This window comes from Pseudomonas sp. GW821-FHT01A09 (assembly GCF_058986725.1).
In genome coordinates this window covers 29,890-51,255 of sequence record NZ_JBYSWB010000027.1, presented here as the reverse complement: position 1 = coordinate 51,255, position 21,366 = coordinate 29,890, and the positions used below count along the sequence as shown (strand labels likewise).

The 21,366-nt window shown below is 63.0% G+C and carries 11 protein-coding genes and 1 pseudogene; 8 read left to right on the top strand and 4 right to left on the bottom strand.

Annotated elements, in window-relative coordinates:
- Positions 1 to 17 precede the first annotated feature (17 nt).
- The 6 genes and pseudogenes from treZ (at position 18) to AC3WJP_RS23710 (ending at position 10,550) form a co-directional block, all read left to right on the top strand.
- Positions 18 to 1,832 carry a malto-oligosyltrehalose trehalohydrolase gene (treZ, locus tag AC3WJP_RS23735; protein WP_493723332.1) on the top strand — a complete coding sequence of 605 codons (1,815 nt, stop codon included), beginning with the start codon at positions 18 to 20 and terminating at the stop codon, positions 1,830 to 1,832.
- Positions 1,829 to 3,907, top strand: coding sequence for a 4-alpha-glucanotransferase (malQ, locus tag AC3WJP_RS23730; protein WP_493723331.1), 2,079 nt, complete (start codon positions 1,829 to 1,831; stop codon positions 3,905 to 3,907). The genes treZ and malQ overlap by 4 nt, the downstream gene beginning before the upstream one ends.
- Positions 3,904 to 6,693, top strand: coding sequence for a malto-oligosyltrehalose synthase (locus tag AC3WJP_RS23725; RefSeq protein ID WP_493723330.1), 2,790 nt, complete (start codon positions 3,904 to 3,906; stop codon positions 6,691 to 6,693). Before malQ ends, AC3WJP_RS23725 begins: the two co-directional genes overlap by 4 nt.
- 14 nt (positions 6,694 to 6,707) lie before the next feature.
- Positions 6,708 to 7,082: pseudogene (locus AC3WJP_RS23720) on the top strand (DUF2934 domain-containing protein); the annotation flags it as partial.
- A 304-nt stretch (positions 7,083 to 7,386) separates the two neighbouring features.
- Positions 7,387 to 9,546, top strand: a complete 2,160-nt coding sequence (glgX, locus tag AC3WJP_RS23715) for a glycogen debranching protein GlgX (RefSeq protein ID WP_493723329.1) — start codon at positions 7,387 to 7,389, stop codon at positions 9,544 to 9,546.
- Between the two features lie 203 nt (positions 9,547 to 9,749).
- Complete coding sequence (locus AC3WJP_RS23710) at positions 9,750 to 10,550, top strand: endonuclease/exonuclease/phosphatase family protein (RefSeq protein WP_493723328.1); 801 nt, start codon at positions 9,750 to 9,752, stop codon at positions 10,548 to 10,550.
- Positions 10,551 to 10,663: 113 nt separating this feature from the next.
- On the opposite strand, the gene glgB is transcribed toward AC3WJP_RS23710, so the two are convergent.
- From glgB to AC3WJP_RS23695, 3 genes are all read right to left on the bottom strand, one after another.
- Positions 10,664 to 12,889: a 1,4-alpha-glucan branching protein GlgB gene (gene glgB, locus AC3WJP_RS23705; protein WP_493723327.1), complete on the bottom strand. Its 2,226-nt coding sequence runs from the start codon at positions 12,887 to 12,889 to the stop codon at positions 10,664 to 10,666.
- A complete protein-coding gene (gene treS / locus AC3WJP_RS23700; RefSeq protein ID WP_493723326.1) occupies positions 12,886 to 16,209 on the bottom strand; it encodes a maltose alpha-D-glucosyltransferase in 3,324 nt (1,107 codons plus the stop codon). Before treS ends, glgB begins: the two co-directional genes overlap by 4 nt.
- Positions 16,210 to 16,281: 72 nt before the next feature.
- Positions 16,282 to 18,306 carry an alpha-1,4-glucan--maltose-1-phosphate maltosyltransferase gene (locus AC3WJP_RS23695; RefSeq protein ID WP_493723325.1) on the bottom strand — a complete coding sequence of 675 codons (2,025 nt, stop codon included), beginning with the start codon at positions 18,304 to 18,306 and terminating at the stop codon, positions 16,282 to 16,284.
- 236 nt (positions 18,307 to 18,542) lie between these two features.
- Here AC3WJP_RS23695 and AC3WJP_RS23690 point away from each other — a divergent pair, with 236 nt between their 5' ends.
- Positions 18,543 to 18,716 (top strand): hypothetical protein, encoded by a 174-nt coding sequence (locus tag AC3WJP_RS23690; protein ID WP_493723324.1) that lies wholly within the window; start codon positions 18,543 to 18,545, stop codon positions 18,714 to 18,716.
- A gap of 316 nt (positions 18,717 to 19,032) precedes the next feature.
- Positions 19,033 to 20,418, top strand: coding sequence for an MFS transporter (locus AC3WJP_RS23685; protein ID WP_493723323.1), 1,386 nt, complete (start codon positions 19,033 to 19,035; stop codon positions 20,416 to 20,418).
- 146 nt (positions 20,419 to 20,564) lie between these two features.
- Here the strand turns inward: AC3WJP_RS23685 and AC3WJP_RS23680 are convergent, their stop codons facing one another.
- Complete coding sequence (locus tag AC3WJP_RS23680; protein WP_493723322.1) at positions 20,565 to 21,311, bottom strand: SDR family oxidoreductase; 747 nt, start codon at positions 21,309 to 21,311, stop codon at positions 20,565 to 20,567.
- Between the last annotated feature and the right edge of the window lie 55 nt (positions 21,312 to 21,366).

Sequence of the window (21,366 nt, the reverse complement as noted above, 5' to 3'; positions counted from 1 at the left end):
CACAAGAGGTTTCATCGATGCCGTCACGGGAAACTGAAACCTGGTCTGCCGAAAGAGAGTTGTCCCACGGGGCGGTGATTTTGAAGTCGGGGCTCACGCGCTTTGCGCTTTGGGCACCCGATGCACAGTCGGTCAGCTTGCTGATCGAAGGCCAGGCGCCCCTGGCCATGACCGCCGATGACGAGGGCTGGTACCAGCATCAGCTGCCCTGCCCGGCGGGCACGGCTTATCGTTATGAGATCGACGGCCACCTGCAGGTCCCGGATCCTGCCTCCCGCGCTCAGCAAAGCGATGTCCACTCGCCAAGCCTGGTGGTGGATGATCAGTATCCCTGGCAACAGATCGGCTGGCACGGTCGGCCGTGGCACGAGGCAGTGATATACGAGCTGCACGTAGGTGCCATGGGCGGCTTCGCGGGGGTCGAAAAACACCTGGCGCGCCTCGCCGCCCTGGGGATCACTGCGATCGAATTGATGCCCATCGCCGAGTTCCCAGGCGATCGCAACTGGGGCTACGACGGCGTGCTGCCCTACGCCCCGGAAGCTTCCTACGGCACCCCGGCCGAGCTCAAGCACCTGATCGATACGGCCCATGGTCACGGCCTGATGGTGATCCTCGACGTGGTCTACAACCACTTCGGCCCTGACGGCAACTACCTGCACGCCTACGCCAAACGCTTCTTCAACGAAGACAAGCACACGCCTTGGGGCGCAGCCATCGACTTCAGCCAGCCAGCGGTGCGTGACTACTTCATCGACAATGCGCTGATGTGGATTCACGAATACCGCTTCGACGGCCTGCGCTTCGACGCCGTGCACGCCATCGAAAGCCCGGACTTCCTGCAGGCCATGGCCAAGCGCATTCGCCAGTCGCTGGAGCCGCGCCGCCACGTGTATCTGAATCTGGAAAACGAACACAACCAGGCGCACTTGCTCAAGCAGGGCTACGACGCCCAGTGGAACGATGACGGCCATAACGCCCTGCACGTGCTGCTGACCGGCGAGACCGAGGCCTATTACGAAGACTACAAGGACCAGACCACCGAAAAACTCGCGCGCTGCCTGGGTGAAGGCTTCGTCTACCAAGGCCAGGTCAACCGCCATGGTGAAGCGCGCGGCGAGCCCAGCGGCCATCTGTGGCCGGGGGCTTTCGTGTTGTTCTTGCAGAATCACGACCAGATCGGCAACCGCGCCTTCGGCGAACGCCTGAGCCAGCTGTGCAGCGAACCGGCTCTGCGCGCTGCTACCACCTTGCTGTTGCTGTCGCCGATGATTCCGCTGATGTTCATGGGCGACGAGTGGGCGGCCAAAGAGCCGTTCCTGTTCTTCACCAGTCACCATGGCGAACTTGCCGATGCCGTGCGCGAAGGCCGACGTAACGAATTCAAGGCGTTCAGCGTATTTGCCGACCCGCACAAGCGCGAAACCATCCCCGACCCGAACGCAGAAAAGACCTTCGAAGACTCCCGCCCCGATTTCGCCAGCTTTCCCGCTCATCAGCATGGCCCCTGGGTCGAGCTGTACCGTGAATTGCTGACCTGGCGTCGCCGCGAGATCTTCCCGCGGCTGTCGGGGGCGCGTTCTCTGGGCGCCGAAGTGCTGGCCGACAAGGCCATTACCGCGCGCTGGAAAATGGGCGACGGCATGGAGCTGCGCATCGACCTCAACCTCGGCGATCAAACCCTCGAGGTTGAACTGCCGGATGCCAGCCTGCGCCTGTTCGACAGCCGCCTGCAGCCGGACAACAACCGCAAGCTAACCCCGTACACCACCCTGGTCAGCCTCATCCCCGCCTCAGACGCGGTAGTTCAAGGAGCAGGAGGCAAACCATGAGCGATTCACTTCACACCCTGGCCGCCAAGGCCGGTCTAGCCGTGCATTGGGTCGATGCCAACGGCAATGACCAAATCGTCCAGCCGGATGCCCTGCGCAAGGTCCTGGCCGGCCTCGGCCATCCTGCCGAGAGCGATGCGGACATCGCCGACAGCCTGGCGGCCCTGGAAAACGCCCACGACGCCCAGCACCTGCCGCCGCTGCTGACGGTGGACCACGGCCAGGCGCTGGACCTGAAAAAATACTTCGCCGCCCACAGCCCATGCCGTATCGAGCTCGAAGACGGCGCCACCCTGGACATTCGCCTGGATGACCAGGGCGCCCTGCCGGGCATGGTCCCGGTCGGCTATCAGTCGGTCACCATCGATGGTCGCCAGTTCACCCTGGCCGTGGCGCCCAGTCGCTGCTACAGCGTCGGCGACGCGCTGGGCACCGAAACGCCACGCGCCTGGGGCCTGGGCGTGCAGCTGTATTCCCTGCGCCGCGCCGGTGACGGCGGCTTCGGCGATACCCAGGCGCTCGAGCACTTGGCCCGCAGTGCCGGCGAGCGTGGCGCCGATGCCTTGGCGATCAGCCCGATGCACGCCATGTTCAGCAGCGACAACCATCGCTACAGTCCTTATTCGCCGTCGAGCCGCTTGTTTCTCAACAGCCTCTACGCCGCCCCCGGCACCATCCTCGGCGAGCGCGCGGTACGCAGCGCGATCGAGGCGGCGGGCCTGGGCAAGACCCTTGAGGAACTGGAATCCCTGGCGCTGATCGATTGGCCTGCTGCCGCTGACGCCAAGCAACGCCTGCTGCGCGCTCTGTATGACGGTTTCAGCGCGGGCGATCACCCGCTGCAAGGCGACCTCAGCAGCTTCCGCCATGCCGGCGGCGAAGCGCTGGAAAACCACTGCCGCTTCGAAGCCTTGCAGGCCGAGTGTGCGCGCCAGGGTGAACCGCAGGACTGGCGCCAATGGCCCGAGCAGTGGCGAGACCCGCGCAGCCCGGCCATTGCCACCTTCGCCGACGAGCACAAGGAAGAAGTCGGCTACTACGCCTTCTGTCAGTGGCTGATCGCCCGCAGTCTGGAGCGCGCGCAAACGGCCGCGCGCAGCAGCGGCATGCGCATCGGCCTGGTCGCTGATCTCGCCGTGGGTGCCGACGGTGCCGGCAGCCAGGCCTGGAGCCGCCAGGACGAACTGCTTTCGGCGCTGACCGTCGGCGCGCCGCCGGACATCCTCAACCGGGCCGGACAGGGCTGGGGCATCTCCGCCTTCTCTCCTGAAGGCCTGCAACGCAGCGGTTTTCGTGCCTTCATTGAAATGCTGCGGGCCAACTTCGCCCATGCCGGCGGTCTGCGCATCGACCATATCCTCGGCCTGCAGCGTCTGTGGGTCATCCCGCAAGGCGAGTCGCCGCCCAATGGCGCCTACCTGCACTACCCGCTCGACGACATGCTGCGCCTGCTGTCGCTGGAATCGCACCGCCACCAGGCCATCGTCCTCGGTGAAGACCTGGGCACAGTGCCCGACGGCCTGCGGGAAAAACTCGCGGCGCGGCAGATTCTCGGGATGCGCGTGCTGCTGTTCGAACAACACCACACTGGTCACTTCAAATCGCTGATGGAATGGCCCGACAACGCTCTGGCTACTACCAGTACCCATGACCTGTCGCCACTGAACGGCTGGTGGCGGGCCAATGACATCGACTGGAACAACCGCCTGAACCTGATTGATGCCCATGCTGAAAAACAGTGGCGCGAATCACGCGAACATGAACGCCGTGGCCTGCGCCAGATGCTGGAACAGGACCCGGTCAACTTTCAGGGCGAGGGTGAAGAAGCCGATCAACTGATCGACGCCAGCGTGCGCTTTCTGGGCCATACTCGCGCGCCTCTGGTGCTGCTGCCCCTGGAAGATGCCTTGGGTACGGTCGAGGCGCCCAACCTGCCCGGCACTACGGACAGCCACCCCAACTGGCGGCGGCGCTTCAGTGCTCCGGCCCAGGATCTGCTGGACGATACCGACGCCGCCCGGCGCCTTGAACTGCTTGCAACTGCCCGTCAACAATCCAATGAGCGTGACCGATGATCCCCCTGACAGCCAGCCTGCGGTTGCAGTTTCACAAAGACTTTACCCTCGACGATGCGGTGCCATTGGTGCCGTACTTTGCTGAGCTGGGCATTACCCACGTGTATGCCTCGCCGCTGCTCAAGGCCCGGCCGGGGTCGATGCACGGCTACGACGTGGTCGACCCGACCACGGTCAATCCGGAACTCGGCGGCGAAGACGCACTGCGCCGCCTGGTAGCGGCCCTGCGCGAACAGCGCATGGGCCTGATCCTCGATATCGTCTCCAACCACATGGCCGTCGGCGGCCCGCACAATCCGTGGTGGCTCGATTTGCTGGAATGGGGACGGCGCAGCCCTTACGCGGAGTTCTTCGACATTCAGTGGCACTCCCCGGATCCACTGCTCGAGGGGCAATTGCTGCTGCCCTTCCTGGGCAGCGATTACGGTGTGGCGCTGCGTGACGGCACCCTGGTGCTGCACTTCGACGCCGAACGCGGCAGCTTCTTCGTCGAGCACTACGAGCACATCTTCCCCATCTGCCCACCGGACTACGCCGGGTTGTTGATCGCCACCGGCAACGAAGCGCTGGCCGAACTGGGCGCGCGCTTCGCGGCCTTGGCGCAGCATCCGCAGGGCTACGCACAGGCCAAGGTGCTGCGTCAGGAACTGGCGCGTCAGGCCGCAGTTGCCGAGGTCGGCGCGGCTATCGCCGACACCTTGAAGCTGTACGACTCGACCACCGAAGAAGGCTTCCAGCGCCTGCACCGGCTGCTGGAAAAACAGCACTATCGCCTGGCCAGCTGGCGCACCGCGGCGGACGACATCAACTGGCGGCGGTTCTTCGACATCAATGAACTGGGCGGCTTGCGAGTCGAGCGCGCGGCGGTGTTCGAAGCCACCCACAGCAAGATTTTCGAACTGATCGAGCAAGGCCTGGTGGATGGTTTGCGTATCGACCATATCGATGGCCTGGCCGACCCGCGCGGCTACAGCCGCAAACTGCGTCGCCGCGTCGCCGGCCTGCTGTCACAGCGCCCCGCAGATGCTGCGGTGGAGCACTTCCCGATCTATGTAGAGAAGATCCTCGGTGCCGGCGAGCAACTGCACAGCGATTGGACGGTCGACGGCACCACTGGTTACGAGTTCATGAATCAGGTGTCGCTGCTGCAGCACGATCCACGGGGCAAGGACGCACTGATCGAGCTTTGGGAGAAAGTCAGCGGCCGCACCGGCGACTTTGCCGAAGAGGCGCGCGCCGGTCGCCATCTGGTGCTCAACGGGACCTTGGCCGGCGATTTCGAAGCGGTGTCCCAGGCGCTGTTGCGGGTCGCGCGCAACGACGTGATGAGCCGCGACCTCACCCTCGGCGCGATCCGCCGGGCGTTGCAGGAGCTGATCGTGCACTTCCAGGTGTACCGTACGTATATCAGTGCCTGCGGGCGCCCCGCCGAAGACGAAGGATTCTTCCAGCATGCCATCGAGCAAGCCCGCGCCCAGCTCAACGAAGGCGACTGGCCGGTGCTCGACTACCTGCAACGCTGGTTCGGCGGCGAGCCCATGCGTCACATGCCGCCAGGCCGCGCGCGCAAGGCGCTCAAACATGCCAATGTGCGCTTCCAGCAATTGACCTCGCCGGCCGCCGCCAAGGCCGTCGAAGACACGGCGTTCTACCGCAGCGCAGTGTTGCTGTCGCGCAATGACGTGGGCTTCGATCCCGAACAATTCAGCGCCCCGGCCGAGGACTTTCACCAGGCCAGTCTGCAGCGTCTGGAACGCTTCCCGAGCAACCTGCTCGCCACCGCCACCCACGACCACAAACGCGGCGAGGACACTCGCACGCGCCTGGCCGTGCTGAGCGAACGCAGTGCCTGGTACGCCGCCCATGTCACCCATTGGATGGCACTGGCGCAGCCATGGCGCGGTGAATTCGCCGATGCTGCGGCGCCCACCGGCGGCGATGAAGCCATGCTTTATCAAGCCTTGATCGGCGCCTGGCCGCTAGGCCTCGAAGCAGAGGATCGGGAAGGCTTGCAGGCACTGTTCGAGCGCGTCGCGCAGTGGCAGCAGAAGGCCCTGCGCGAGGCCAAATTGTTGAGCAGCTGGAGCGCCCCCAACGAGCCTTACGAAAAACTATGCCGTGAGTTTCTGGAGAAACTACTGCTCAGTGAGGACGCACTGCCACTGCGTCAATCGCTCGCTTCGCTGGTGCGCCAGATCGCTCCGGCCGGCGCCCTCAACAGTTTGGCGCAAAGCTTGCTGCGCATGACCGTACCCGGCGTTCCGGATCTGTATCAGGGTGCCGAGTATTGGGACTTCAGCCTGGTCGACCCGGACAACCGGCGCCCGGTGGACTACGCTGCACGGGAGCGGTCGTTGCACGATGCCAGCGCTCTGGACTCACTGTTGGCGCATTGGCAGGACGGTCGCATCAAGCAGGGGCTGGTCGCCCGCACCTTGCAAACGAGGGCTGCACATGCCGAGTTGTTTCTGCACGGAGATTACCAACCACTCGAGGTGGTCGGTGAACACGCCAACAAAGTGCTGGCCTTCGCCCGCACCACGGCGACGCAAATGGCGGTGGTGATTGTGCCACGCCTGTGCAGCGACCTGCTGGGCGATGCCGACAGCCCGTTGATCGATAGCCAGAAATGGGGAGACACCCATGTCAAGCTACCTAACCACTCTTGCCTGCCTAATTTGAAGGGACTTTTTTCCGACTCCGCAGTCACACCACAGGAAGCATTGCGGTTGAGCACTGCGCTGAAAGATTTTCCCGTCAATCTCTACGTACAAAGTGACCAGTGATCAGGAGCGTTTAAATGAGTGTCGACGACAAACGTATTAAAGAATTTGCTTATCAGATCTGGGAGTCCGAAGGTAAACCGCACGGTCATGAAGACCGTCACTGGGAGATGGCGCGCAAGCTCGCCGAAGCCGAAGCACTGGCGCCAAGCAAGCCGTCAAGCCGCAAGTCTGCCGCGGCCAAGTCAGGCAAGGCCGAGAAGCCGGTAGCGGCCGCGAAACCAGCCGCGGAAAAATCAGCGTCCCCAGCCAAGCCGGTCGCCAGCAAACCGCCGAAGCCAGCGGCCAAGTCGGCACCCAAGCCCGCGGTCAAATCGGCCCCTGAGCCCGCCGCCGACAAGGCGCCACCCGAGCCCGCTGGCAAATCCGCACCCAAGCCGGTTGCCAGCAAGCCCACCCCGGTCAAGGCGTCCAAGCCACCGGTGGCAAAACCTGCGACAGCTCCCAAACCTGCCGCAACGAAAAAACCCAGCGCAGCGAAAAAGCCGCCAGCCAACTGATTGCCCGGCGCCCGCTCCGCTCACTCCAAGGCTGGCCGCCCAGACGGCCAGCCCGATACCCGGACTCCCCGCGTGCGAGCCCGCAGGCTCCCTTCACGCCCCCGCTTTGCCCGTTGCTGCCAACGCCCCATGTCCCCTGTAGCGCCGTTCTGCACCCCGCGCATTCGGTACGAACCCAGCCCACCAAGGATCAATCATGAGCCGGCAAAAGAAGCCTCAGCCTACCCCTCAAGCCGAACCCTCGCGAATCCGCGAAGGCCTGCCCTTCCCACTTGGCGCCACCTGGGATGGCCTGGGCGTCAATTTCGCGCTGTTCTCGGCCAACGCGACCAAGGTCGAGCTCTGCTTGTTCGACCCCGCCACCGAGGAGGAGATCGAGCGCATCGAATTGCCGGAATACACCGACGAGATCTACCATGGCTACCTGCCCGACGCCCACCCAGGGCTGATCTACGGCTATCGCGTGTACGGACCGTACGACCCGGAAAACGGCCACCGCTTCAACCACAACAAGCTGCTGATCGATCCTTATGCCAAGCAGCTGGTGGGCCAGCTGAAGTGGTCCGAGGCGTTGTTCGGCTACACCATCGGCCACCCCGATGGCGACCTCAGCTTCGATGACCGCGACAGCGCGCCCTTCGTGCCCAAGAGCAAGGTCATCGACCCCGCCTACACCTGGGGCCGCGATCAACGGGTCAGCGTGCCATGGGACAAGACCATCATCTACGAAGCCCACGCCAAGGGCCTGAGCATGCGCCACCCGGCGGTCCCGGACGCGGTGCGTGGCACCTTCGCCGGCATGATGGTGCCCGAAGTGGTCGATCACATCCGCCAGCTCGGCGTGTCCTCGGTGGAGCTGCTGCCCATTCACGCCTTCGTCAACGATCAGCACTTGCTGCAAAAAGGCCTCAACAACTACTGGGGCTACAACAGCATCGCCTTCTTTGCCCCGCACCCGCGCTATCTGGCCAGCGGCAAGATCGCCGAGTTCAAGGAGATGGTCGCCCATTACCATGACGCCGGGCTGGAGATCATCCTCGACGTGGTCTACAACCACACCGCCGAGGGCAACGAGCAGGGGCCGACGCTGTCGATGCGCGGTATCGACAACGCCTCGTACTACCGCCTGCAGCCCGACAACAAGCGCTTCTACATCAACGATTCCGGCACCGGCAACACCTTGGACCTGAGCCACCCATGCGTGCTGCAGATGGTCACCGACTCGCTGCGCTACTGGGCCACGGAGATGCATGTGGACGGTTTTCGCTTCGACCTGGCGACCATCCTCGGCCGCTACCACGAGGGCTTCGACGAGCGCCACAGCTTCCTGGTGGCCTGCCGCCAGGACCCGGTCCTGCGCTCGGTCAAGCTCATCGCCGAGCCCTGGGATTGCGGCCCCGGCGGCTATCAGGTCGGCGGTTTCGCCCCAGGCTGGGCCGAGTGGAACGATCGTTTTCGCGACACCGTGCGGGCGTTCTGGAAAGGCGATGACGGCCAGCTAGCCGATTTTGCCGGGCGCATGACCGGCTCCGGCGAACTGTTCAACCAACGCGGTCGGCGGCCCTATACCTCAGTCAACTTCGTCACCGCCCACGACGGCTTCACCATGAAGGACCTGGTGTCCTACAACGACAAGCACAACGAAGAGAACGACGAGAACAATCAGGACGGCACCAACAACAACGTGTCGTGGAACCACGGCGTCGAGGGCCCGACTGGTGATCGCGCGATCATCGACCTGCGCCTGCGTCAGATGCGCAACTTTTTCGCCACGCTGCTATTTGCCCAGGGCACGCCGATGATCGTCGCCGGCGACGAGTTCGCCCGTACCCAGAACGGCAACAACAATGCCTACTGCCAGGACAGCGAAACCGGCTGGATCAACTGGGCGCTGGATCAGGACGGCGCCGACCTGCTGCGCTTCGTGCGGCGCCTGATCAAGTTGCGGCTCAAGTACCCGATCCTGCGCCGCAACCGGTTTCTGGTGGGGACCTATAACGAGGCCATCGGCGTCAAGGACGTCACCTGGCTCGACCCCCACGGCAACGAGATGACTACCGAACAGTGGGAAGAAGGCCATGGCCGCTCGGTAGGCATGCTGCTGGACGGCCGCGCGCAACCCAGCGGCATTCGCAAGCCCGGCGCGGACATCACCTTGCTGGTGATCGTCAACGCTCACCACGACGTGGTCAACTACACCCTGCCGCAGGTGCCGGAGGGTGAGTACTGGAACTGCGTGGTCGACACCAACCGCCCGGAACTGCGCGAGCACGAGCGGCTGGATTTCGGCAGCGAGTTCATGGTTACCGGGCGCTCCACGCTGTTGTTCGAATTGCATCGGGATGAGCAGGATTGAACATGGCCTGCTTATCCCTGTAGCGAGGGGGCTTGCCCCCGACTGGGCAGGTCAACCACCTTGTTGGCGCTGACACGATTGATCGGGGGCAAGCCCCCTCGCTACAGGGCGGAAGATATATTCGGGATGAGCAGACACAGGGAACTGCGCCATGGATAATCAGGTCGCAATTAAGACAGGCAGTACCTTACCAAGGAGCAACCGTGTCGACCGATCCCGCAGGCAGTGCCCTCAGTGACCTTGACGCTCTACCGGAGCGCGAGGTGCACCGATTACGGGTGTTGACCGTCAACACCCACAAGGGATTCACCGCCTTCAACCGCCGTTTCATCCTTCCGGAGCTGCGCGAAGCCGTGCGCAGCACATCTGCCGATATCGTTTTCTTGCAGGAAGTTCTCGGCGGTCACGATCGCCATGCCTCCAAGTTCGCCAACTGGCCGGAGATGTCGCAGTACGAGTTCCTGGCCGACAGCATGTGGAGCGACTTCGCCTACGGGCGCAACGCCGTCTATCCGGACGGCCACCACGGCAACGCCTTGTTATCCAAATACCCGATCCTGCATTACCGCAATCTCGACGTGTCCATCACCGGGCCCGAGCGCCGCGGTCTGCTGCACTGCGTATTGCAGGTACCCGGACACGACGAAGTGCACGCGATCTGCGTGCACCTGTCGTTGCTGGAAAGTCATCGGCAAAAGCAGTTGATCCTGCTGCGCCAGTTGCTCGATTCACTGCCGGCCCATGCACCGGTGATCATCGCCGGCGACTTCAACGACTGGCAGCTGCGCGGCAACAGCACGTTGTGCAAGCACGATGGCCTGCACGAGGTGTTCGAGCGTCATCATGGCCTGCTGGCCAAGACCTATCCTGCGCGCTTCCCGTTGCTGCGCCTGGACCGCATCTACCTGCGCAACGCCACCAGTCATCAACCGGTGATCCTCGGCAACAAGCCCTGGAGTCACCTGTCCGATCACTTGCCGCTGTCGGTGGAAGTGCATCTCTGAATCGCACGATCAGGTAGTGAGGGGGCTTGCCCCCGACTGCGATAGATCAGGCACAACGAGGTGCCCTGATCCGGCGCAATCGGGGGCAAGCCCCCTCGCTACAGCGGGTTGCGTTACTGCCTTGGCTTGAGCACCAAGACGCCCAAAGGCGGCAGGTTCAGCGACACCGACCGCGACTGACCATGGGCTTCGATCTCCTCGCTGTCCACGCCTCCGCCATTGCCGAAGTTCGACCCGGCATACAGCTCCGCATCGCTGTTCAGCACCTCGTCCCAATGCTCGCCGAACGGCACGCCGATCCGATAGCCTTCGCGGGGTACCGGGGTGAAGTTGGCGACCACCAGCAACGGCTGGCCCTCTTTGCTCCAGCGAATCCAGGCATACACGCTGTTGGTCGCGTCGTCACCGATCACCCACTGGAAGCCCTGGGGCTTGCAGTCCTGCTCGTACAGCGCAGGCTCGGAGCGATACAGACGGTTGAGGTCGGCTACCAGCGTCTGCACGCCCTTGTGCTCGGAATACTCGGTCAGGTACCAGTCCAGCTGGTGATCGTGGTTCCACTCGCGCCACTGGCCAAACTCGCAGCCCATGAACAGCAGCTTCTTGCCCGGATGCGCCCACATGAACGTCAGGTAGGCGCGCAGGTTGGCGAATTTCTGCCAGCGATCGCCGGGCATCTTGTCGATCAGCGAATGCTTGCCGTGCACCACTTCGTCGTGGGAGATCGGCAGGATGAAATGCTCGGAATACGCATACATCAGGCCGAAACTCAGCTCGTGGTGGTGGTGATTGCGGTGGATCGGATCGTTCTGGATGTAATGCAGCGTGTCGTGCATCCAGCCCATGTTCCACTTGTAAGTGAAGCCCAGCCCACCGGACTGGGTCGACTGGCTGACGCCAGGCCAGGCGGTTGACTCCTCGGCGATCACTAGAGCCCCCGGCGCTTCCAATGCCACCACGTCGTTGAGGTGACGCAGGAAGTCGATGGCTTCAAGGTTCTCGCGGCCGCCGTAGCGGTTGGGCACCCACTCACCGGCCTTGCGCGAGTAGTCGCGGTAGAGCATCGAAGCCACCGCGTCGACGCGCAAGCCGTCGATATGGAAATGCTTGAGCCAGTGCAGCGCCGACGCCAGCATGAAGCTGTGCACCTCGGTGCGCCCGAGGTTGTAGATCAGCGTGTCCCAGTCCTGATGGAAGCCTTCGAGCGGGTTGTCGTATTCGTACAGCGCCGTGCCGTCGAAACGGGCCAGGCCGTGGGTATCGGTCGGGAAGTGCGCGGGCACCCAGTCGAGGATCACGCCGATGCCGGCCTGATGGCAGCGGTCGACGAATTCGGCGAACTGCTGCGGCGTGCCGTAACGGGCGGTCGGGGCGAACTGCGCGAGCAACTGATAGCCCCAGGAACCGCCGAAGGGGTGTTCCATGATCGGCATCAGCTCGATATGGGTGAAACCCATCTTCTCGATGTAAGGGATCAGCCGGTCGGCCAGCTCGTGCCAGGTGTAATTGCGCACCACTTCACCGGCATCGTCGGTCTCGACCATCCACGAGCCCGCGTGCAACTCATAGATCGACAGCGGCGCACTGGTGCTGTGGCGCTGCTCGCGACCTTCGAGCCAGGCTTGGTCACCCCAGGCATGGTCGAGCGGCTTGCCGACCAGCGAGCCGGTGGCGGGCGGCAGCTCGGTGGCCAAGGCGACCGGGTCAGCCTTGAGCGGCAGAATGCCGTGGGCACCGAGGATCTCGTACTTGTAGCCATCGCCAGGTTGCACCCCGGGAATGAAGATTTCCCAGACGCCAGAGGGGTAGCGCACCCGCATCGGGTGCCGGCGGCCATCCCAGCCGTTGAAATCCCCGACCACCGAGACGCGCTTGGCGTTGGGCGCCCACACGGCAAAGCGCACGCCATCGACGCCGTCGATGTTCATCACCTGCGCGCCGAAGACGCTGCTCAGATCACGGTGATTACCCTCGGCGAACAGGTACAGGTCCATCTCGCCCAGCAATGCGCCGAAGCTGTAGGGATCGGCGTTGGTGTATTCACCGCCGGCCCATTGCACCTTGAGCCGATAGGGCTGGCGCGACGGCATATGACCGGTGAAGAAACCCGGCACGTCGTAATGCTGCTCGAGCTTGACCAGCGCTTCGTCATGATCCTTGGCCAACACCTCCACCGACAACGCATTGGGCAGGTAGGCGCGGATGTATTGCCCGTCGCCACCATCGCTGTGGGGGCCAAGAATCGAGAACGGATCACGGTGATCGGCGCGTATCAGCGCTTCAATATCGGCCTTGGACGGTATGGCACCGTGCTGGCTCTGTTGCTGTTGCGCACTCATGACTCTTCTCCCCTTGTACTCAAGAGCCCGAACAGACCATGCAAAGGCACGGCCAGCCAGCCCGGACGATTCTCCGCTTCATAAGCGATTTCATAGGCAGCCTTTTCGAGGCTGAACAATTCCAGTGCCGCGCGCTCGCCTGCCGGGTTTTCCCAGGCATGGGCGAGGTCAGCGGTAGCCGTGCGGTAGGCCTCGATGAACGCGTGCCGCGATTCATGCAGATAACGCTTGGCCACGCGCTGCCTGGCCTGCGCCGCCTCCGGCGAGGCGTCCACGCTTTGGGCGTTGCGCACCGCCATGGCGGCGGCGTAGTCGAACGAACGCAGCACGCCACTGACATCCTTGAACGGGCTGTACTTGCCGCGCCGCTCTTCCAGCGGCCGCGCTGGCTCGCCCTCGAAGTCGATCAGGTAGGCATCGCCCTGCACCACAAGCACCTGGCCCAGGTGCAAGTCACCATGCACGCGCATGATCAAGCCACCGGTGGCCTGCTGGCTGAGCGTATCGACGTGGCTGAGCAGCGATTTGCGCTGGCTCAACAGATCGGCGACCAGCGTGCGGTTTTCGTCATCGAGGTTGCCTTTGTGTTGTTCGAGCAGTTGCAGTGCACGTTCGACCTGCGCCTTGATGCTTTTGCTCCATGCCTGGGCATCCTTCTTTTTGCTCGGCGCAGCGCGGAAGTCGGCATTGTCGGTGGGTGCGGCCAGCACCTTGTGCATTTCGCCCAGGCGCTTGCCCAGCATGCCGGCGAAGTCCGCCAGCTCCACCAGTGCGTTGTAGTGCTGATCCTGATCCGAACGGGCACTGGCCATCTCGTCGCGAACCGCGCGCTCGAGGTTGTTCTGGGTCCATTCCCAGGCGTCGCCCTGATTGGCCAGAAAGCCCTGGGCGATCATCAACAGGTGCGGCAGGCCATTGCCATCGACCCGTTGCACCGAACCCAGCAAGGGCGAAATGTTCTTGTAGCCGGCGCTGGTCAGGAAGGCGCCCATTTCCAGTTCCGGGTGGATGCCACCACTGACCTTGCGGATCATCTTCAGCACCATGGCCCCACCGATGACCACCGAGCTGTTGGATTGCTCGGCGGACAGATAGCGGATCTGCGCGTCGCTGCCCAGATTCAGGCGCGTGAGCTCGGCGGTCGGCTCGAAACGCAGCTCGCCCTCGCTGCACGCCAGCGTCTGGCTGCCCTGCACCGCCGCCAGCACCGAACGAATAAAGGTCTCGAGCGCGAAGGCATCGGTGATCAAGCCCACCTGACGGCCGCGACGCACCCGCGACAGCGCCAATTGCTGAGGCAACGCGCTGGCGATCTGATCGTCGCCGAGCAGACCGAAGGGGAACTGGTAGCGGCTGACCACACCGCCACTGGTGACTTCGATTTCGCTGAGCAGCACCGGCGCCTGGGGCGTACCGAAGCGCACGCCGTAGGCGATGTGCACCTTGTCGATGGCGCTGTCCTTGCCGGCGAACCAGCGGCGCTTGGGCAGGTACTGGGTAAGCGCGGTGTTTTCCAGCGACTCGCGCGACGGCGATTCGAGCAGTTCTTCCATGCGCTTTTTCAGCACCAGGGTGAGGAAATCCGGCAGGCTTTGGGCCGGTTCAACGTGCCAGCTGGGCATTTGATTCTCCGAGGCCAGTAGAAACCAGTAGAACCCGTAAGGGGCCAGGGTGAGCAGGAAGTTGAGCTGCCCGATCGGCGGGAACGCCGCGCCGCCGAGCATTTCCACCGGGACCATGCCGGCATAGGCGGACAGATCCAATTCAGCGGCCTGGGCCGCGCGCGAGACGTTGGCCACGCAGAGGATGATCTCGGTCTTGCCCTCGGCGTTGGTGTACTCGCGCAGATAAGCGAGGATGCGCCGGTTGCTCGGCGAAAGCATTTTCAAGGTGCCGCGGCCAAAGGCCTTTTGCTGCTTGCGCACGGCGAGCATGCGCCGCGTCCAGTTGAGCAGCGAGTGCGGATCGCTGGCCTGGGTTTCGACGTTGACCGACTGATAGCCATACAGCGAATCCATGATCGGTGGCAGTACCAGACTCGCGGGATCGGCGCGCGAAAAACCACCGTTACGGTCGATCGACCACTGCATGGGCGTGCGCACACCGTCGCGGTCACCCAGGTAGATATTGTCGCCCATGCCGATTTCGTCGCCGTAATACAGGGTCGGCGTGCCGGGCATCGACAGCAGCAGGCTGTTGAGCAGCTCGACCCGTCGGCGGTCACGCTCTAGCAATGGCGCCAGGCGCCGACGAATGCCGAGATTGATGCGCGCGCGGCTGTCGGCGGCGTAGTAGTTCCACAGGTAGTCGCGCTCCTTGTCGGTGACCATCTCCAGGGTCAACTCGTCATGGTTGCGCAAGAAGATCGCCCATTGGCAGTTGGCGGGGATCTCCGGGGTCTGGCGCAGGATGTCGGTGATTGGAAAGCGGTCTTCCTGAGCCACGGCCATGTACATGCGCGGCATCAACGGGAAGTGGAAGGCCATGTGGCATTCGTCGCCGTTCGGGCCCTTGGCGTCGCCAAAATACAGCTGGGTATCTTCGGGCCATTGATTGGCTTCGGCCAGCAGCATGCGATCCGGGTAGTTGGCGTCGATCTCGGCGCGGATCTGCTTGAGCACCGCATGGGTCTCGGGCAGGTTCTCGTTGTTGGTGCCGTCACGCTCGATCAGGTACGGGATGGCGTCCAGACGCAAGCCATCGATGCCCAGGTCGAGCCAGTAGCGCATCACCCCGATCACCGCCTTCATCACCTGCGGGTTGTCGAAGTTGAGGTCCGGCTGGTGCGAATAGAAGCGGTGCCAGAAGTACTGGCCGGCGACTGGGTCCCAGGTCCAGTTGGATTTTTCGGTGTCCAGGAAGATGATCCGCGTGCCGTCGTACTTGGCGTCGCTGTCGGACCAGACATAGAAATCCCGTGCCTTGGAACCGGCCTTGGCGTGACGCGCGCGCTGAAACCAGGGGTGCTGGTCCGAGGTGTGGTTGATGACCAGTTCGGTGATCACCCGCAGGCCGCGCCGATGCGCCTCGGCGATAAACCGCTTGGCGTCATGCATGGTGCCGTAATCGGGGTGCACCGCCTTGTATTCGGCGATGTCATAGCCGTCATCGCGCCGTGGCGAGGGATAGAACGGCAGGAGCCAGATGGTATTGACCCCCAGTTCGGCGATGTAATCGAGCTTGGCGATGAGGCCGGGAAAATCGCCGATGCCGTCATTGTTGGAGTCGAAAAAGGACTTCACGTGCACTTGATAGATGACCGCATCCTTGTACCAGAGCGGGTCTTCGATGAACTTGGCTGCCTTAGGTTTTCTGGCCATGCAGCTGATTCCTTGTTGAGGAGCTCTTGTTATGAGGCGGCCGCATCGTCTTGCGCGGCCGCGCCGATAGGCTTACAGCTCGCGGGCGATGCGCCAGATACCGAAGGACTGGTAGGCAGGGTCCAGACGCATGAATTGGGTTTTGCCGTACCAGGTCCAGGTGTGCCCGGTCATCAGATCGGTCCCCGAGGTCGCGGCATCGTCATCCAGGCCCAGCTCCCACAGCGGCAGTTCGAAGTTGGCTTCCTGGGCGTTGTAAGGGTCGAGATTGACCGCCACCAGAATGTAGTTCTGCCGATCCGCAGTGCGTTTGGCGAAGTACAGAATGTTGTCGTTCCAGCAGTTGAAAAACGCCACGCCCAGGTGCGTCTGCAACGCCGGATTGAGGCGGCGGATGCGATTGAGTTGAGCGATCTCGGCGATGATGTTGCCCGGCGCGGTGTAGTCCCGTGGGCGAATCTCGTATTTCTCCGAGTCCAGATATTCTTCCTTGCCGGGGATGGGCGCCGACTCGCACAGCTCGAAGCCCGAGTACATCCCCCACAGACCCGAGCCCATGGTCGCCAGCGCGGCGCGGATGAGAAAGCCCGCGCGCCCCGATTCGTGCAGGAAGAACGGGTTGATGTCCGGGGTGTTGACGAAAAAGTTGGGGCGATAGCAATGGGACCACGGCGCCTCGTTGAGCTCGCTGAAATACGCCTGCAGCTCGGCCTTGGTGTTGCGCCAGGTGAAGTAGGTGTAGCTCTGGCTGTACCCGACCTTGCCCAGCCGCGCCATCATTGCCGGCTTGGTGAAGGCCTCGGCGAGGAACATGACGTCCGGGTCCTTGCTGCGGATATCTTCGATCAGCCATTGCCAGAACGGCAGCGGCTTGGTGTGCGGGTTGTCGACCCTGAAGATCTTCACGCCCTCCTCGACCCAGCTCCATACCACATCGCGCAGCGCCAGCCACAGGCTCGGCACGGCATCGGCGGCGTAGAAGTCGACATTGACGATGTCCTGGTATTTCTTCGGCGGGTTCTCGGCGTAGCGGATGGTGCCGTCCGGGCGCCAGGAGAACCAGCCTGGATGTTCCTTGAGCCAGAGATGGTCCTGGGAACACTGGATGGCGAAATCCAGGGCGATTTCCAGGCCATGCTCGGCGGCTGCCTTGACCAGGTTGCGGAAGTCCTCGCGGCTACCCAGTTGCGGGTGAATCGCTTCGTGACCGCCGTCGGCGCTGCCGATCGCATAGGGGCTGCCGACATCATCGGGGCCGGCGGTCAGGGAGTTGTTGGGGCCCTTGCGGTGGGCACGGCCGATCGGATGGATGGGCGGGAAGTACAGCACGTCGAAGCCCATGTCGCGGATCATCGGCAGGCGCTTGTGCACGTCGTTGAAAGTGCCGTGGCGGGCCTTGTCGTCGGTGATCGAGCGCGGGAACAGCTCGTACCAGCTGGCGAATTCGGCCAGTTGGCGCTCCACTTCCACCGGGTATTCCGGGCTGCGGGTGAGAAACGCGCGGTGGTCGGCGCGGGCCATCAGGGCGCTGGTGTCAGCTTGCAGCAGCAAGGACACGCGCTGGTCCTCGTTGAGCTCATGGAGGCTGTCGTGCAGGGCTTGCAAGGCGTGCTTGAGATCGCCCTCGCTGCGTTCGGCGGCACGTTGCAGATGCACACGGCCCTCTTCCAGCTCCAGACCGATGGCGACGCCGGCGGCGTATTTTTTCTCCAGCTCGTAGCGGTAACTGGCGAACTGATCGATCCAGGCCTCGACGCAATAAACGTAGCGGCCGATGGCGTCGACGCTGAATGCCCCGGCAAAGCTGTCGTTGCCCAGCTCGGTCAGGGCGCTGGTCCGCCATTCTTCGCCATCCACCCGCCGCACGCGCAAGCGCACCGCCAGCTTGTCATGGCCGTCGGCGTAGACCTTGGTCGTCACCGCGACTTGGCGGCCGACCAGGGTCTTGACGGCGAATACGCCGTCGTCGATCACCGGTTGGGTATTTTCGATCACGATTCGCGGCAACAGCAGGGCCTGGGACAGGCTCAATACATGCTCGGCGTTATCTTGGACTTGGCCTTCGCGGCCGGATTCGAAAGGTTCATCAGACGTCATCGAGCCTAGCTCCTTATCACGCCCCGTGGACGTTGCGGATGATGCTGCTGGAAGAGTGGTGCTGTGCGACTGTTTGTCGCCTAGGGTTGGGAGCCGAGGCGTGAGGCAAAAGTTCAGACGCAATCAACCGCCGCAGGGCGGGATCGAAAAAAAGAATCAATCCCGCTGCCCGCGGTCCAGATACTTGAATGCGTTGTTTTCGACGCCAGCTGTTGCACATGAGCGAGGTCAGGACCATGAACATTCCCATTCCCGCTGAAACCCCGGATCCCAATATCGACGAGCCCAATCTGCCGCCTACGGTGCCGGATGAGGATCCCGACAACCCCGACGGCGTGCCGGTCAAGCCCACCGTGCCACCTACCCCAGTGGGTGACCCGCCCAGCGAGGAACCGCCGGCGGCCTTGTGAGCATAGATAGGGAAGCGGGCCCCGTTGGCTTTTAATCAGGCTGCGGGGCCTTTTTGTGGCTCCCGGGTTTCGGTCAGTAGCCAGCTACCTATTGCCGCGACAATATCGCCTGTTGCAGCGGTCACGAAGAAGTGTTCGATGATCGCGCAAAAACCCTCCAGCGCCCGTTGACTGGGCCCTTCGCCGCTGTTAAAAATGTACCACCCAGTTAGTTTTTGCGCGAAACGGGAGCCAGTAGGAAAAGCCTTTTTCTGCTAGCTTTACAAGACGCAACAGCAACGGCCAAGGCTTGATAATAAAAACAACGGAGACCAACATGGCTAGCCATGACACTCATTCGCATGACAGTAAGCAGACGAAAAAGGCAACCGCCAGCGGTTGGGTAGGCTCGGCCCTCGAGTACTACGACTTCTTCATCTATGCGCAGGCCGCTGCGCTGATCTTCCCGCAAATCTTCTTCCCCAACTCAGATCCCAAGATTGCCATCGTCGCATCGCTGGCAACCTACGGCGTGGGCTACGTTGCGCGTCCTATCGGCGCCTTCTTCCTCGGCCACTGGGGTGACACCAAAGGCCGCAAGAACGTCCTGCTGCTGTGCATGTTCCTGATGGGCTTCGCCACCATGGCGGTCGGCCTGCTGCCGACCTACAGCCAGGTCGGGGTGTGGGCACCGATTATGCTGGTGGTCCTGCGCCTGATCCAGGGCTTCGCGGTGGCCGGTGAGATATCCGGAGCGAGTTCGATGATCTTGGAACATGCGCCCTTCGGCAGACGCGGTTACTACGCTAGCTACACCCTGCAGGGCGTACAGGCCGGGCAGATTTTTGCCGCTGCGATCTTCCTGCCGCTGGCCTACTTCATGCCGGACGACATGTTCAACACCTGGGGCTGGCGCATCCCGTTCCTGCTCAGCGCTATCGTGCTGGTAGCGGGCTACATCATCCGCCGCACGGTGGAAGAAACCCCGGCCTTCGCCAACGTCGAAGCCAAACAGGAACTGACCAAGTCGCCGATTGCCGAAGCCTTCCAGAAAAACTGGCAGAACATGGGCCTGGTAACCTGCATGGCGCTGATGAACGTGATCCCGGTGGTCGCGACTATCTTCGGGGCGGCATACGCGGTGCAGCCGGCCTACGGCATCGGCTTCGCGAAGAGCGTGTATCTGTGGATTCCGGTGGTGGGCAACATCGTCGCGGTGCTGGTGATCCCGTTCGTGGGCAACTGGTCGGACAAGATCGGCCGTCGTCCGATGATCATCGGCGGGGCGCTGGGTTCGGGCCTGCTCTCGTTCGGTTATCTGTATGCCATCAGCGTGCATAACGTGCCGCTGGCCTTCGCCATGTCGCTGCTGATGTGGGGCGTGGTCTATCAGGGCTACAACGCGGTGTTCCCTAGCTTCTACCCGGAGCTGTTCCAGACTCGCTACCGCGTATCGGCCATGGCCATCTCGCAGAACGTCGGCACCATGATCACCGCTCTGCTGCCAGCGCTGTTCGCCGCCGTCGCCCCGCCCGGCTCGGACAACATTCCGATGACGGTTGGCCTGATCGCCTTCGGTATCACCTGCGTCGCCGCACTGGCTGCCTTTACCGCCAAGGAAACCTATCGGATTCCCATGAGCGAACTGGGCAAGCGAGACGCCGTACCGGTGCAGAAAAAGGACTATGACGTGCAACGCATGTCGGCTGCGGCCAAGCCTTGAGCTGATGGCTGATACAAAAAAACCGGCGCCCGCGCCGGTTTTTTTATGCCTGTCCCTGTAGCGAGGGGGCTTGCCCCCGAAAGATCGTACCAACGACATCCATTCAGCTGACACACCTTTTCGGGGGCAAGCCCCCTCGCTACAGGTCAGCGACCGCCTGCCAGGTCGATGAAGGTCCCGGTCACATAACTGGACAACTCGCTGCTGAGCCAGACGATCGCCTCGGCGACTTCGTCCGGACGCCCGCCGCGGCCCATGGGCAGTGCCGACTCCTGCTTGGTCACGCGATTGGCATCGCCGCTCAGGGAGTGGAAATCGGTGTGGATATAGCCAGGGCGCACGGCATTGACGCGGATGCCCTCGCTGGCCAGCTCCTTGGACAGGCCGATGGTGAAGGTGTCCAGCGCGCCCTTGGACGCGGCGTAATCGACGTATTCGTTAGCCGCGCCCAGCCTGGCCGCTGCCGACGACACATTGACGATGGTGCCGCCGGAGCCGCCATGCAGCGTCGACATGCGATGGATCGCGTGCTTGGCGCAGAGCATCGGCCCGACGATGTTGTTCTTCATCATCTTCAGCAGGCGAAACTCGGACATCTCCTCGACCCGCGATTGCTCGGCGATGGTCGCGGCGTTGTTGACCAGCGCCGTCACCGCGCCCAGCTCGGTATCGACGCGGTGGAACAGGCGAATGACCTCGTCCTCGTTACTGGCGTCGGCGCGCACCGCGATACCATGCACACCACAGGCCCGGACCTCGGCCAGCACACGCATCGCCGACTCCTCGTCGGACAGGTAGTTGATGCACACGCGATAGCCCTGTCGGGCCGCCAGCAGCGCCGTCGCAGCGCCGATGCCGCGACTGCCGCCAGTAATGACAATGACCTTGGCCATGGACCTTTCGTCTCTCCAGAAGTGTTTGGTTGCCCATCAGTGCATTCGGGCAGCG